At 60.5% G+C, this 13,345-nt stretch carries 13 protein-coding genes and 4 tRNA genes; 13 read left to right on the top strand and 4 right to left on the bottom strand.

Annotated features, from left to right (window positions below):
• Positions 1-196: 196 nt before the first annotated feature.
• The 10 genes from VJ923_RS00285 (at position 197) to rplA (ending at position 4,488) form a co-directional block, all read left to right on the top strand.
• Positions 197-281, top strand: a tRNA-Tyr gene (locus tag VJ923_RS00285).
• Positions 282-285: 4 nt separating this feature from the next.
• Positions 286-361: transfer RNA gene (locus tag VJ923_RS00280), tRNA-Thr, on the top strand.
• 3 nt (positions 362-364) lie between these two features.
• Positions 365-441, top strand: a tRNA-Met gene (locus VJ923_RS00275).
• Between the two features lie 80 nt (positions 442-521).
• A complete protein-coding gene (gene tuf / locus VJ923_RS00270; RefSeq protein WP_326437337.1) occupies positions 522-1,724 on the top strand; it encodes an elongation factor Tu in 1,203 nt (400 codons plus the stop codon).
• Between the two features lie 118 nt (positions 1,725-1,842).
• Positions 1,843-1,992, top strand: a complete 150-nt coding sequence (rpmG, locus tag VJ923_RS00265; RefSeq protein WP_022740305.1) for a 50S ribosomal protein L33 — start codon at positions 1,843-1,845, stop codon at positions 1,990-1,992.
• Positions 1,993-2,015: 23 nt separating this feature from the next.
• Positions 2,016-2,092 (top strand) — tRNA-Trp (locus VJ923_RS00260).
• A gap of 70 nt (positions 2,093-2,162) precedes the next feature.
• The gene (gene secE / locus VJ923_RS00255; RefSeq protein WP_326437334.1) at positions 2,163-2,567 is read left to right on the top strand and encodes a preprotein translocase subunit SecE; all 405 of its coding nucleotides are present in this window, start codon (positions 2,163-2,165) and stop codon (positions 2,565-2,567) included.
• Positions 2,568-2,570: 3 nt separating this feature from the next.
• Positions 2,571-3,101, top strand: coding sequence for a transcription termination/antitermination protein NusG (gene nusG, locus VJ923_RS00250; RefSeq protein WP_326437332.1), 531 nt, complete (start codon positions 2,571-2,573; stop codon positions 3,099-3,101).
• 114 nt (positions 3,102-3,215) lie between these two features.
• Positions 3,216-3,713 (top strand): 50S ribosomal protein L11, encoded by a 498-nt coding sequence (gene rplK / locus VJ923_RS00245; protein ID WP_326437330.1) that lies wholly within the window; start codon positions 3,216-3,218, stop codon positions 3,711-3,713.
• A gap of 64 nt (positions 3,714-3,777) precedes the next feature.
• Positions 3,778-4,488 (top strand): 50S ribosomal protein L1, encoded by a 711-nt coding sequence (rplA, locus tag VJ923_RS00240; protein WP_326437328.1) that lies wholly within the window; start codon positions 3,778-3,780, stop codon positions 4,486-4,488.
• An 88-nt stretch (positions 4,489-4,576) separates the two neighbouring features.
• Here rplA and VJ923_RS00235 read toward each other — a convergent pair whose 3' ends face one another.
• A complete protein-coding gene (locus VJ923_RS00235) occupies positions 4,577-5,551 on the bottom strand; it encodes an NAD(+)/NADH kinase (protein ID WP_326437326.1) in 975 nt (324 codons plus the stop codon).
• A gap of 66 nt (positions 5,552-5,617) precedes the next feature.
• On the opposite strand from VJ923_RS00235, the gene murJ reads away from it, so the two are divergent.
• Together murJ and map are read left to right on the top strand one after the other, a co-directional pair.
• Positions 5,618-7,654 carry a murein biosynthesis integral membrane protein MurJ gene (gene murJ, locus VJ923_RS00230; protein ID WP_326437324.1) on the top strand — a complete coding sequence of 679 codons (2,037 nt, stop codon included), beginning with the start codon at positions 5,618-5,620 and terminating at the stop codon, positions 7,652-7,654.
• A gap of 89 nt (positions 7,655-7,743) precedes the next feature.
• On the top strand, positions 7,744-8,517 hold the full coding sequence (gene map, locus VJ923_RS00225) for a type I methionyl aminopeptidase (protein ID WP_326437322.1): 774 nt from the start codon (positions 7,744-7,746) through the stop codon (positions 8,515-8,517).
• Between the two features lie 109 nt (positions 8,518-8,626).
• Here the strand turns inward: map and VJ923_RS00220 are convergent, their stop codons facing one another.
• Positions 8,627-9,415, bottom strand: coding sequence for a hypothetical protein (locus VJ923_RS00220; protein WP_326437320.1), 789 nt, complete (start codon positions 9,413-9,415; stop codon positions 8,627-8,629).
• Positions 9,405-9,944 carry an RNA polymerase sigma factor gene (locus tag VJ923_RS00215; protein ID WP_326437318.1) on the bottom strand — a complete coding sequence of 180 codons (540 nt, stop codon included), beginning with the start codon at positions 9,942-9,944 and terminating at the stop codon, positions 9,405-9,407. Before VJ923_RS00215 ends, VJ923_RS00220 begins: the two co-directional genes overlap by 11 nt.
• Positions 9,945-10,701: 757 nt before the next feature.
• Here VJ923_RS00215 and VJ923_RS00210 point away from each other — a divergent pair.
• Entirely contained in the window at positions 10,702-11,334 is a 633-nt protein-coding gene (locus tag VJ923_RS00210) for a hypothetical protein (RefSeq protein ID WP_326437316.1), read from the top strand.
• A gap of 129 nt (positions 11,335-11,463) precedes the next feature.
• Here VJ923_RS00210 and VJ923_RS00205 read toward each other — a convergent pair whose 3' ends face one another.
• Positions 11,464-13,086 (bottom strand): CTP synthase, encoded by a 1,623-nt coding sequence (locus tag VJ923_RS00205; RefSeq protein ID WP_326437313.1) that lies wholly within the window; start codon positions 13,084-13,086, stop codon positions 11,464-11,466.
• Positions 13,087-13,345: the final 259 nt, after the last annotated feature.

The raw sequence follows: 13,345 nt of genomic DNA, 5'->3' as shown, positions 1-13,345 counted from the left end.
ATATAGTAAGAGGGGCGTAGGCGCCTCCGTGCGGGCGGAACAGGGGATGGGGAGGAATCGTGGAGACACGCCCGGGGGCGTGTAAACGGTTGACACCACCCGACTCGTACCGTATTATTCATTCGCTCGCTTTTCCCGGGCATTCGGGAAGCGCGAGTGGCAGCTTGAAAAGTACACATGAATTAAGCGCCGAAATGGGCGTGTGCCCGAGTGGTTAAAGGGGACGGGCTGTAAACCCGTTGGTTATGCCTACCTAGGTTCGAATCCTAGCGCGCCCACCATTTCGCCTGTGTAGCTCAGTCGGTAGAGCACTTCGTTGGTAACGAAGAGGTCACCGGTTCAAGTCCGGTCGCAGGCTCCACTTGGCGGTGTAGCTCAGTTGGTCAGAGCACACGGTTCATACCCGTGGCGTCACTGGTTCAAATCCAGTCACCGCTACCATTTAGATTTACCGCGTCCTTTCTGGGCGCGTTTATTTTGTTGCAATTCGTTTCGCTATCACCCTTGAAGGAGGATGAAACATGGCTAAGGAGAAGTTCGAGCGTTCCAAGCCGCATGTTAACATCGGTACCATCGGTCACGTTGACCACGGCAAGACGACGCTGACGGCCGCCATCTCCAAGACCCTGTCTGAGAACGACGGCTCTCATGGCACCGCTAACGCCGACTTCACTGCCTTCGACATGATCGACAAGGCCCCCGAGGAGCGCGAGCGCGGCATCACCATCTCCATTGCTCACATCGAGTACGAGACCGATACCCGCCACTACGCTCACGTCGACTGCCCCGGTCACGCCGACTACGTGAAGAACATGATCACCGGTGCTGCCCAGATGGACGGCGCCATCCTGGTTATCGCTGCTACCGACGGCCCCATGGCCCAGACCCGCGAGCACATCCTGCTCGCCCGTCAGGTCGGCGTGCCCTACATCGTGGTCTTCCTGAACAAGTGCGACATGGTCGACGACGAGGAGCTCATCGAGCTCGTCGAGATGGAAGTTCGCGAGCTGCTCGACAGCTACGAGTTCCCGGGTGACGATACCCCGATCATTCGCGGCTCCGCCCTGAAGGCCCTCGAGGGCGACAAGGCGTGGCAGGAGAAGGTCTGGGAGCTCATGGAGGCTGTCGACTCCTACATCCCGACCCCCGACCGCGACGTCGACAAGCCGTTCCTGATGGCTGTCGAGGACACCATGACCATCACCGGCCGTGGTACCGTTGCCACCGGTCGTGTGGAGCGCGGCGTGCTCCACGTGAACGACCCGCTGGAGATCGTCGGCATCCGCGAGACCGCCAACACGGTCTGCACCGGCATCGAGATGTTCCGCAAGCTGCTCGACGAGGCTCAGGCTGGCGACAACATCGGCTGCCTGCTGCGCGGCATCAAGCGCGAGGAGATCGTCCGCGGCCAGGTTCTCTGCAAGCCCGGTTCCGTGACCCCGCACACTGAGTTCGAGGGCCAGGTCTACATCCTGACCAAGGAAGAGGGCGGCCGTCACACCCCGTTCTTCGATGGCTATCGTCCGCAGTTCTACTTCCGCACCACCGACGTAACCGGCGTTGCCCACCTTCCCGAGGGCACCGAGATGGTTATGCCTGGCGACAACGTGACGATCAAGGGCGAGCTCATTCACCCCATCGCCATGGAAGAGGGCCTGAAGTTCGCTATCCGCGAGGGTGGCCGCACCGTGGGCTCTGGTCGCGTGACCAAGATCTTCAAGTAAGCATCCCTTACTGAATGATTTCAAAGCGGGGCCTGTCTTTTTCGAGGCAGGCCCCGCCCCCTGCGCTTCATGTGTATAATCAATCCTGCATTTCGTTTTATAGGTAAAAGGAGAATTCATGCGTACTCTGGTCACTTTGGCCTGCACCGAGTGCAAGCGCCGTAACTACACGACCAAGAAGAACAAGCAGAACAATCCTGACCGCATCGAGCTCAAGAAGTACTGCAAGTGGTGCAACGCCCACACAGTGCACAAAGAGACCCGATAAGAGGTTAAGGAAGAAACAGGCATAGGCCAGTAGCTCCAATTGGTAGAGCGGCGGTCTCCAAAACCGCATGTTGGGGGTTCGAGTCCCTCCTGGCCTGCCAGCTTGTTTATGTGAGCAGCCCTGGGCTGCTTTTTTGGCGATTAGACAAGAGATGTTCCATAAGGAATCCCATGGCAAAGAAATCAAAGACACAGAAAGCCAAGGCCTCCGCTGCTCGTCAGCAGCGCAAGGCCGAGCGTGAGCTCGAAGGGCAGAACCCGGCTCCGGTGGCCGCCGAGGCGACCGAGGAGAAGAAGGGCTCCCTGTTCAAGAAGGGCTCCGAGGACAAGTCTGCGTCTTCCACTGATACCGCGAAATCCTCCAAGAAGGAGGAGAAGCCGAAGAAGAAGCGCTTCCAGTTCTTCCGCGATGTGAAGTCCGAGATGAAGCGCGTCACGTGGCCTACGCGCACCGACGTGCTCCGCTGGAGCGGCGTGGTCGTGGTGGCCCTGCTGTTCTTCGGCGTGTTCGTGGCTCTTCTGGACAACGTGATTATCACGCCGTTGCTCGTGTTCATCTCCGGGATTGGGGCGTAATCGATGGCTAAGAAATGGTACGTGCTGCACACCTACTCGGGCTACGAGAACAAGGTGAAGTCGAATCTCGAGCAGCGCATCGAGGCCATGGGCCTCGAGAACAACGTCTTCGGCATCGAGATCCCCACTGAGATGGTCACCGAGATTAAGGAGGGCGGCCGCCGTGTGGAGAGCGAGAAGAAGGTGTTCCCGGGCTACGTGCTCGTCCGCATGGAGCTGGACGATCGCAGCTGGGCCGCCGTTCGCAACACGCCCGGCGTCACGGGCTTCGTGGGCAGCCAGGGCAACCCCCAGGCGCTGACCCGCGAGGAATACAACAAGATCATGAAGCGCACGAGCCGCGAGGCTCCGAAGAAGACCTCCACGAACCTCGAGGTCGGCCAGTCGGTGAAGGTGACCCACGGTCCTCTCGCCGAGTTCGACGGCACCGTTTCCGAGGTTATGCCCGACGCGGGCAAGGTCAAGGTCATGGTCTCCATCTTCGGCCGCGAGACCCCCGTCGAGCTTTCCTTCGACCAGGTGGCCAAGATCTAATTTTGCAAGCACTTTGACTTGCTGGGCGTGCCCGCGTGGACCGGGGCTTCTCACGACCAGCGAGTTTTGAGTGATAGAGAAGTAAACGTCGATACATCTGAAAGGTAGTCACAGATGGCTGACAAGAAAGTCACTGGATTTGTAAAGCTGCAAATCCCCGCCGGTGCTGCCAACCCGGCTCCTCCGGTTGGCCCGGCCCTCGGCGCCCAGGGCGTCAACATCATGCAGTTCTGCCAGGCGTTCAACGCTCAGACGCAGGACCAGGCCGGCACCATCATCCCGGTCGAGATCACGGTCTACGAGGACAAGTCCTTCACCTTCGTGTGCAAGACCCCTCCCGCGGCCGTGCTCATCAAGGAGAAGCTCGGCATCAAGAGCGGCGCCGCCATCCCCCAGATTCAGGTGGCCGGCACGCTGACCGAAGATCAGCTTCGCGAGATCGCCGAGATCAAGATGCCCGACCTGAACGCGAACACCATCGAGGCCGCCATGGAGATTGTGGCCGGCACCGCTCGCTCCATGGGCGTGCGCATCGAGGGCCGCGAGATGAAGAAGAAGTACGTGCCCAGCCGCAAGGTTGCCGCTATGCTTCAGGGCAAGGCCGTCGACTAGTTCGACTGATTAAACGACAGTGGAAGGGCTGGAAGCGCCCGCCATTACCACGAAAGGAAGTTCAATGACTAAGCACGGAAAGAAGTACGCCGAGGCCGAGAAGCAGATTCCGGCCGAGGCCCTGCGTCCTCTTGAGGCCATGAAGCTGCTGAAGGAGATCTCTACGGCCAACTTCGACGAGACGGTGACGGGCGACTTCCGCCTGGGCATCGACACCCGTCAGGCCGACCAGCAGCTGCGCGGCACCGTGAGCCTGCCCAACGGCTCCGGCAAGACCGTCCGCGTGGCTGTCTTCGCCGAGGGCGAGGCGGCGCGTGCTGCCGAGGAGGCCGGTGCCGACATCGTGGGCACCGACGAGCTCATGCAGCGGATCCAGGCCGGCGAGTTCAACTTCGATGCCGCTGTGGCCACGCCCGATCAGATGGGCAAGGTCGGCCGTCTCGGCAAGATCCTCGGCCCCCGCGGCCTCATGCCGAACCCGAAGCTGGGCACCGTCACTAACGACGTGGTCAAGGCCATCAATGAGCTGAAGGGCGGCCGCGTGGAGTACCGCGCCGACCGTTACGGCATCGCGCACGTCATCCTCGGCAAGGTGAGCTTCACCCCCGAGCAGCTCGCCGAGAACTACGGCGCTGTCTATGACGAGATCCTGCGCATGAAGCCGGCTGCGGCCAAGGGCAAGTACGTCAAGTCCGTCACAGTTTCCGGCACCATGACTCCCGGCGTGGCCGTGGATTCTACGGTGACCCGCGCCTACACCGAGGCTGCCGAGTAAATCGACGCTTCTCTATCGAAGAGAACGGGCCCCGCGCTGCGGGGCCCGTTTTTTGTTTTCGCTCGTGAGGGGCGTTTGTTGGGCGGCGTTAGTCGTCGAAGAAGTCCTTGGAGATGCGCTCGTAGAACGAGGCGCCATCGGCGCGCAGGAGGGTGACATCGAAGGGGGCGCGCTTGAGATACAGCTTGCGCAGGGGCCGCTTGAAGGGGACGATGTCGCCATCGACGAACAAGGTTGCCTCGCGGAAGGAGTCCGTGTCCTCAAGCGACACCTCGATGATGTCGCTGCTGTCGGTGACTACGGCGCGCGAACGCAGGGTGTGGGGTGCGAGGGGCACTGCGATGAGCCCCTTGAACCCTGGGGACACGAGAGGGCCTCCGGCGGAAAGCGCGTAGGCCGTCGAGCCGGTGGCGGTGGACACCACGAGGCCGTCACCGCGCATGCGGGCCACGTTGACGCCCGAAACGCCCAGGGTCAGCTCGATAATGCGCCCCAAGGCACCGCGGGTGATAGCGGCCTCGTTCAGGGCGAAGAACTGCCGGGCGCCCGCGAGTCCGCGCCCGTTCACGCCGAACTTGTCCAAAGGAGCGCCCTGAACCCCCTCAGAGGCGCTGTCGCCCACGCGCGCGTCGTAGGCGTTGCGTTCCTCGTCGTCGCCGTAAGGATCGCGTTCTCCCTCGCAAACGACCTCGATGGAGAGGACGCTGCGGCACTCGACATGCAGATCGCCGGCCAATCCCTCGGCCACCAGGGAAACGAGCCCGCCTTCGTCGGCGTTGGCGAGAAATCCTAAGCGCCCGAAGTTGATGGGAAGAATGGGTGCCTGCTTGTCCCGCAGCAAATGGACCGTATGGAGCACGGTGCCATCGCCGCCGAGCACGACCGCCATGTCGGGAGGGACAGAGAGCTGCCGGCGCACCTCTTCGCGTCCCTGGTCGGTTCCCAGCGACGAGGAGTCGGCGAGCAGCACGTCGACTCCCTGGCTGGTGAGGTAGGTGGTCAGAAGCAGCGAGGCGTCGATGGCCTGGGGGTTGGAGTTATTGCGTACGACAAGTATGTGCATGGGGGACTACTTTCCGCTTTTGCTAAGATAGGTAAATTATACCCCTCAACTCTGAAGAGTCCGACCATGCCCGACAAGCTCCAACGAGCCCGCCATATTCGCCCGAATCCGCCCGCGCCGGCGGCGGGCGATAGCGCGCCCGAAAGGCTCGGCCGGCATGGGCGGCGCGCGTCCGGCGGCTCCGGCCCTGTTGCGGTGGAGCCGATGTGCGAGAGGGAGGACGCCGCTTTTTTGCCCGCGGTGCCGCGCAATAATCCGCGCGCGAATCGCGAGGCGCGCCGTGCGGCCCGCGGTCTTCACCGTGGCGTGGACAAAACGCTGCTGAACCCTCCGGTTGACCCTGGCTCCACGGGGCTCATCCCCGTGGTCGGCTCTCATGCCGGCCTCGATAGAACCATTCCCTCGGCCACCGCCGAGCGGTCAATCCGCCAGCAGGAGCTCATCGTCGCCGAGGCAACTGACGAGGCGACAGGCGCCGAAGAGCCCATCGACGCCGGCGCGCTGTCCGCCGAGTCGGTCGGAGCCTCGGCGGCCCTCATCTCCGTCTGCGTCATCATCTCGCGCATCACCGGCTTCGCGCGTACCTGGGCCATGGCCTTTGCCCTGGGCTCCACCTTCGTGTCCAGCTCTTACCAGGTGGCGAACAACTTGCCCAATATGCTCTACGAGCTCGTGATGGGCGGCATGCTCATCACGGCGTTTCTGCCGGTGTACCTTTCGGTGAAAAAGCAGCTGGGGGACAAGCGCGGCAACGAATACGCATCGAACCTGCTGACCATCGTCGTGGCGCTGCTTGCCATCGTGTCGGTGCTCTGCGTCGTGTTCTCGGGGCAGATCATCTACACTCAGAGCTTCTACTCGAACCAGGACGAGATGGCGCTCGCGGTCTTCTTCTTCCAGTTCTTCGCTGTTCAAATCGTGTTCTACGGCGCCTCGTCCATCGTCTCGGGGCTTTTGAATGCGAATCGCGAGTACTTCTGGTCCTCCTTCGCGCCGGTATTCAACAATATTATCGTCATCGCGTCGTTCATTCTGTACGCCGTCATTGCCCAGACCGACCAGAACCTGGCCTTCCTCGCCATCGCCATCGGCAACCCGCTTGGCGTATTCGTGCAGATGGCCTTCCAGATTCCCGCCTTGAAGAAGGTGGGCATTCATCTGCGCCCGCGCATCAACTTGCACGATCCGGCCCTGGCCGATACGCTGCGCTTGGGCGCGCCGGCGGTGTTCGTCACGGTGTGCTCGTTCGCCACGGTATCGGCCCAAAACGCCGCCTCGTACTGCTTCGCCGACAACGGCCCCTCGGTCATCGCCTACGCGCGTCTGTGGTTCACGTTCCCGTATTCGTTTCTGGCGGTGCCGGTGACCACGACGCTGTTCACCGAGCTTTCCGACATGCAGGCCGACGGCAACACGCGCGGCGTCGTCGCGGGCATCATCGATGGCACGCGGCAGATTCTCTTCCTCATGGTTCCCATGGCCCTCTACCTTATGGTGTTCGCCACGCCGCTGGTGACGCTGTACCACATCGGCGCCTTCACGGCCGACGCCATCGGGCAGATTTCGAACTATCTGGCTGTTATGGCCGTGGCGCTGCCGTTTTATGGCGTGAACGCCTATCTGAACAAGATATTCAGCTCGATTCGGCGCATGGGCGTCTTCTCGATCATCAACTTTGTTGCCGTAGCGGCCCAGGTGGCGGTCACGCTGGGCGCGGCGTGGGGCTATCAGCACGGGCTTCCCGTGACGCTTGAGGCCGTGGCGGCGAGCACCATCGTGTCCTACGTTATCGGCGACCTTGTCGCCTTCGCGTACCTGCGGCGCCATTTCGGGCCTATGGGCCTGGGAGCGGTGCTGCGCTCGTTCTTTGTGGCGCTCGCTTTGGGCGGCGCCGGCTCGGTGGTCGGCTACGGGGTGCTCGTGGCGCTCTCGCTCGGGCTGGGGCCTCTCGATGGCAGCGTTGGGCGCGCCTTCGCCTATGTGCTTGCCGGCGGCTTGGCGGCATTGGTGGTCACGTACGGTCCGGCTGTGCGCGGCAACTGGCCCGAGGCCTCGTTTGTTTCCGGCGCCGTGAGGAAAGTGGCTCGCAAGCTGAAGAGATAGTGCCGTACCCTGCGCCTCGTGAGCGCCGAGGAATGGACGCGACGAGGCGGTCGTGCGGCGGCGAAGATGAATTGAGAAAGCGTGGTTTCATGGCAGTGAAGTTGAAGTCCCCGGCGCAGATCGAGGCGATGAGGGAGGCCGGGCGCGTGTCGGCCTTGGCCTTGCGACGCGTCGGCGAGGCCGTGGAGCCGGGCATCACCACAGCAGAGCTTGATGCCATCGCGGAGAAGACCATCCGCTCCGAGGGCGGCATTCCCGCCTTCAAGGGCTATGGCGGCTTCCCCGGCACTATCTGCGCCTCGGTGAACGAGGCGGTCGTGCACGGGATTCCCTCGAAGCGGCTCGTGCTGCGCGAGGGGGACATCATTTCCATCGATACGGGCGCCATCGTGGACGGATGGGTGGGCGACAATGCCTGGACTTATCCCGTGGGCGCGGTTGCTCCCGAAGTGCAGCGGCTTTTGGAGGTAGGGGAGCGCTGCATGTGGGAGGGGCTCGACAACGCCCGGGCCTCCAAGCGCCTCGGCGACATCGGGCACGCCGTGCAGTCTCTGGCCGAGGCAGCGGGCTACTCGGTGGTGCGCGACTACGTGGGCCACGGCATCGGTCGCGCCATGCATGAGGACCCCAACGTGCCGAACTTCGGGCGTCGCCGCACGGGTCTGAAGCTTTTGCCGGGCATGGTGCTTGCCATCGAGCCTATGGTAAACATGGGCTCCCGCAAGGTGAAGGTGGGCTCCGACGGCTGGCTCGTGCGCACCCGTGACGGCAAGCCCTCGGTGCACTTCGAGAAGACCGTGGCTATCACCGAAGACGGGCCTTTGATCCTCACCACCGAGGAGGGCCACGAGCGGCCGGTCTAGGGTCGCCCGCGGTATCGGCCCTTCGGAACCCCCGATACTGCTGCCCCATTGGATGTCAACATTCTCCAAAGGGTGCAGGGTTTGCAGGGGCGGCTCTTGACCCTTAGGGTCAATTGGTTGCGCAGGGTACAAGATTGATGGTTAAGGGACCGCCGTGAAAGAGGCTTGACGAAAAATCCCATTGCCCCTTCAGCTGATCGATGTCGAGCGCATAACACTTTGAAGATGCGCCGGCCTCTTCTACGGTAAGAGAGGCGGTTTCGAGTTGGTCGACTGTGAGCTCCATCTCCTTGTATATTCGGTAACTGTCTCTTTCATAGTCTGTCTCGATCATATCTCGGTAAGTAGCTTCATCGAGGGACGAAAGACGGATGAGGATAATGAAATCGATGCTTGACGAGGGGTTGCGAATCGTAAGATGCCTGGATGCATCTTGGTAGTAGGGCACATCGGCTTTGAGGGACGGAAGGGCAAGCTCAATCGACGGACTATCGAAGGAAAGAATTCGTTTGCCCATGCCTTCCGATGACGAAGGAAGATTGAGGTGGGCATGAAGAGCGAGGATGATATCTTCGTCAACCTGGTAAATGGGGCCGCTCGTAAGGCGGAGGTGCTCGGCGCTATGCTTTGGCGCAAAGGCGTCGGCAATCGTGGGGAGGGAGGGAATGGCGAGAACTGACCCGAGCACGCAAACCGTGAGCAGGAGACAAGCGGCAATTTTCGCAGCGAAATGCATCTTGACTCGAAAGGTGGATCTCGCACGTGAGGCGTTGTGGCCTCCCTTTGGGGCGACGTGCTTTTCTGGATCGTTCTCCAGGATTAAGGAAATAGTGCGATCGGCCAAATCGGGGGGAGCTTCAATGTCTTTCATAGCTTGGATGTAGCGGCTAATGTTCATGGCCTCTCCCATCTTCTAAATACCTACGGAGTGTTTGGCGGGCGCGCCTTAAATTGGTTCGCACTGTGTTGTGCGGCATATTCGTCATTTCGGCGATCTCTTTCGTGGTGTACTGCTCCACATAGAAGAGATAGATGAGTTTTCGCTGATTGGGGGAGAGCTTCTCGACAAAGTTCCAAATCTCACTCTCCTCGTCATGGTGCGACTCGTCGCATGCGTTCTGCAGGAAAGCAGCTTCCGTGTAATCGGTTGGATCGACGAGGATCTCCTTCGTTCTTCGCGATTGTTCGTGAAAGAAGCGCTTGCAGCGATGGGAGGCTGTCTTGAAAAGCCATCTTTTGAGGTGCTCGTCGTCGTGAAAGAGAGGAGCAGATTGGTAAAGGGCGACAAAGACCTCTTGATATATATCTTCGGCAGTGTGTCGACGCAAAACCTGGCTCAAGGCGAAGCGATAGACATCGCCGCCGAAAGTTCGTATCGCATATTCAAGCAGGTCTTTGCGGTTAATGATGCAGTCCTCGCTATCCATCGGGGTTCTTGGTCGATAAAGCGAAGCAGGCAGGTGAATTGTTTCACATTCACACAGTGTACACAACAAGGAGAAGACGGTCTGCTGGCGCTCGTCAAATTGGGCAGGTGCAAGCTAGTTGCAGGCCTCTTTGCTTGGTTGGCTTTCTGTGATCGTTTTTGATTTATGAAACATTTCAGCAAGAAAGAGTGCTGTTAGAGCGTGTGGACGTTGGAGCGGAGAGGAAGGAGGAGAGATCACGCTACCAGTAGCAGCCTGCGATAACTAAGAAAGAAGGACGCCATGTCGAAAACGAGAAAAGGGATGCTGTGCATTTGCATGGCAATGCTAATGGCTTGTACTGTTTTTGCGTCGGCCGCATATGCTGCGGAAACATACGGCCTTCCAGTGTCTAAATCCTACAAAGGAAGCTATATCGTGACCGGAAAGAATTGGGTTGAGGATTCTTTCAGCAGTAGTTTTTTGGGGATGGGAACGCAGGCCAGCTTGGGGGGGAGGTACGATGGCGAAAGGAACAGTTAAATTGCGAGCTCGAGCTGCAAACCAGAATATGAAACTCGTCAAAACTGGAAGTTGGAGTGCGAACAGTCGAAGCATAACCTACGCTAACCCCTTTTCGGTGTCAGTAACTTACAGCGACAATAGCGGGCGGTTTTGCTCCTACGGGCAAATGGCTTTTGTCGGGGACACCGCACTCACAGGAACGATACAGGTTCCTGCTTCCCCGTTCCGGACGCTTAAGTAAGGAGTTACAGAAATGAGAATAATCAATATAACTCGCTCTAATCATTTCGTACTGACAATTGTTGCTGTGCTTGCTGCATTCTGTCTTACGTTGTGCGGGGGCTTTGCGTTTGCTGGCGATAAAGAGGGGCGAATGGTCGATCGCGGGGAGTTTCTTGTGAACGAGGCCGGGCAGACGTACGGTACTGCCTTCGATGCGGAGAGCTCTGAAGCTGAGCCAGATCTCATTGAGGCAGTTGCTACCAATGGCCAAGAGGGGTATGTGCTGAAGGTCGACCTCGATAAGGCATCGCATGCAGACGAGGGCGTCGACGAGTTGTTGATCTCCCAAGAAGAGCGAAGAGAGATGGCAAGCGGGCTTCTCCTCGAGAAGATGAACGACCGAGACGAAAGATTCGACTACTCAATTGAGGAGGCAGAGCTTGCCCTTGCGTACGGACTCTGCTCTGAGAGCGTGCCATCGGCAAAGATGCAAGATGCTCTTGGCGTTTCAGCTGATGACTCGATGGCGCGAGTGCGTGCCATCGAGAAGGATACGCTTGTGGAAATGATCTATGAAGTCGATGAGGCTATGACCGTTTACATTCCCGTGTATGAGATAGATGGCGTTACTCGGATTGGAGAGTTTCCCGTAAGTCAGCTATAGTGTCTTCCCTTTGTCCCTCCGCTCGCCACAGAGGGACAAAGGGAGAGGAGCCGCTTTTGGCATTGGGCGCCGAAGGGGAAAGCGGAGCGATCTGCGAGTACCTTTTCCGGCGCCCAATGTCACAGCCTGCTATTCTGCCTGTGCGCTCTCGCGTTCGTTGGCGGCACCTATGAAAGCTTTAAAGAGGGGGTGGGGGTTGGTGGGGCGGCTCTTGAACTCGGGGTGGCCCTGGCTGGCGACGAAGAAGGGGTGGTCGGGCAGCTCTATCATCTCGGTGAGGCGTCCGTCGGGTGAGAGGCCGGAAATCACAAGGCCTGCCTCCACGAGCCTGTCGCGGTAGGCGTTGTTCACCTCAAAGCGGTGGCGGTGGCGCTCGTAGATGACCGGCTCGCCGTAGGCCGCCTCCGCCCGGGTGCCCGGCACCACCTTGCAGGGATAGGCGCCCAGGCGCATGGTGCCGCCCTTGTCTTCCACGTCTTCTTGCTCGGGCATGAGGTCGATGACGAATGGTGCGTCCGCAGGCGCGTCCTCGGCGAACTCGGCGGAGGTGGCGCCCTCCAGGCCGCACACGTCGCGAGCGAACTCGCACACGGCAGCTTGGAGTCCCAGGCAGATGCCCAAGAACGGCACGTTGTTCTCGCGGGCGTAGCGGGCGGCGGCAATCTTCCCCTCGAAAGCGCGCTGGCCGAAACCGCCGGGCACCAGGATGCCGTCCATGGCGCCCAGCACCTCGGCGGCGTTCTTGGCGGTGAGTTCCTCGCCGTCGATGAGGTGGACGTTTACTTTGCGACCGTGGGCGATGCCTGCTGCCACGAGCGCTTCGTTGATGGAAAGGTAGGCGTCGGGCAGGCTCACGTATTTTCCCACCACGGCGATATCCAGCTCGCCTTCGCAAGCGTCCTTGGCTTTCAGGAAGGCGCGCCAAGGCGCGAGCTTGATCTTCCGGGGCGCAAGCCCCATCTTCGCCAGGGCCGAGATATCGAAACCCTGCTCGTAGAGGCTCACGGGCACTTCGTAGATGGAGGGAGCATCTGGGCAGGCGAGCACATCGTCGGTGTCCACATCGCAAAACGATGCGATCTTCTCGCGCACGCTATCTTCTATCTCGTGGTCCGAGCGGCAGACGATGAAGTCCGGCTGCACGCCGAGGCTGCGCAGCTCCTTCACGGAATGCTGCGTGGGCTTGGTCTTCACCTCGTGGGCCGCGGCGATGTAGGGCACGAGCGTCACGTGCACGAACAGCACGTTGCCCGGCCCTGCCTCCTTCTTGAACTGGCGCGCCGCCTCGATGAAGGGCAAACCCTCGATGTCGCCGATGGTGCCGCCAATCTCGGATATCACGATGTCGGCGCCCGACTGCTCGGCTGCGCGGCGGATGCGCTCTTTGATGGCTTCGGTCACGTGCGGGATGACCTGCACGGTGCCGCCGAGGAAGTCGCCGCGTCGCTCGCGGGCGATAAGTGTCTGGTAGATGGATCCTTGGGTGAAGTTGCTCTCGCGGGAGAGGTTCTCGTCGATGAAGCGCTCGTAGTGGCCGAGGTCAAGGTCTCCCTCGTGCCCGTCCTCGGTGACGAACACCTCGCCGTGCTGGAACGGGCTCATGGTGCCCGGGTCCACATTCAGGTACGGATCCATCTTCTGCATGGTCACCTTGTAGCCACGGGCCTTCAGAAGCTGGCCGAGCGAGGCGGCCGTGATGCCCTTGCCGAGCGAGGAGACGACGCCCCCAGTAACGAATATGTGCTTGGCCATGACGCGGTCTCCTTTCGCCCCGCAGGGCTCCCTGGGCATAAAAATACGCCGGGACAGGCGGCCGGCGCCTCTCCCAACGTTGTCCCATAATGCGCCGCGAATGTTTCCAGCGGGAAACGCGTACGGAATGTAACGAGCCTGAAACACAGGGAGCGGCACATCGGCGGTGCGTGACAGTCTGACAACGGCGCATCCATCGAGCGATGACGGATGCCGTGCGCGCAGCCCTTTGCGGGAGGGTCATCTTTAGACTGGGCGT

It is taken from the genome of Adlercreutzia shanghongiae (assembly GCF_035830635.1).
In the GTDB taxonomy this organism is placed as follows: domain Bacteria; phylum Actinomycetota; class Coriobacteriia; order Coriobacteriales; family Eggerthellaceae; genus Adlercreutzia; species Adlercreutzia shanghongiae.
This window is presented reverse-complemented; position numbering and strand designations above follow the sequence as displayed.

Coding starts and splice junctions, on each gene's coding strand:
- VJ923_RS00210 (WP_326437316.1), top strand. CDS start 10,702: ATGAGAATAATCAATATAACTCGCTCTAATCATTTCGTACTGACAATT.
- rplK (WP_326437330.1), top strand. CDS start 3,216: ATGGCTGACAAGAAAGTCACTGGATTTGTAAAGCTGCAAATCCCCGCC.
- rpmG (WP_022740305.1), top strand. CDS start 1,843: ATGCGTACTCTGGTCACTTTGGCCTGCACCGAGTGCAAGCGCCGTAAC.
- VJ923_RS00235 (WP_326437326.1), bottom strand. CDS start 5,551: ATGCACATACTTGTCGTACGCAATAACTCCAACCCCCAGGCCATCGAC.
- tuf (WP_326437337.1), top strand. CDS start 522: ATGGCTAAGGAGAAGTTCGAGCGTTCCAAGCCGCATGTTAACATCGGT.
- VJ923_RS00205 (WP_326437313.1), bottom strand. CDS start 13,086: ATGGCCAAGCACATATTCGTTACTGGGGGCGTCGTCTCCTCGCTCGGC.
- VJ923_RS00220 (WP_326437320.1), bottom strand. CDS start 9,415: ATGAACATTAGCCGCTACATCCAAGCTATGAAAGACATTGAAGCTCCC.
- murJ (WP_326437324.1), top strand. CDS start 5,618: ATGCCCGACAAGCTCCAACGAGCCCGCCATATTCGCCCGAATCCGCCC.
- rplA (WP_326437328.1), top strand. CDS start 3,778: ATGACTAAGCACGGAAAGAAGTACGCCGAGGCCGAGAAGCAGATTCCG.
- secE (WP_326437334.1), top strand. CDS start 2,163: ATGGCAAAGAAATCAAAGACACAGAAAGCCAAGGCCTCCGCTGCTCGT.
- VJ923_RS00215 (WP_326437318.1), bottom strand. CDS start 9,944: ATGGATAGCGAGGACTGCATCATTAACCGCAAAGACCTGCTTGAATAT.
- map (WP_326437322.1), top strand. CDS start 7,744: ATGGCAGTGAAGTTGAAGTCCCCGGCGCAGATCGAGGCGATGAGGGAG.
- nusG (WP_326437332.1), top strand. CDS start 2,571: ATGGCTAAGAAATGGTACGTGCTGCACACCTACTCGGGCTACGAGAAC.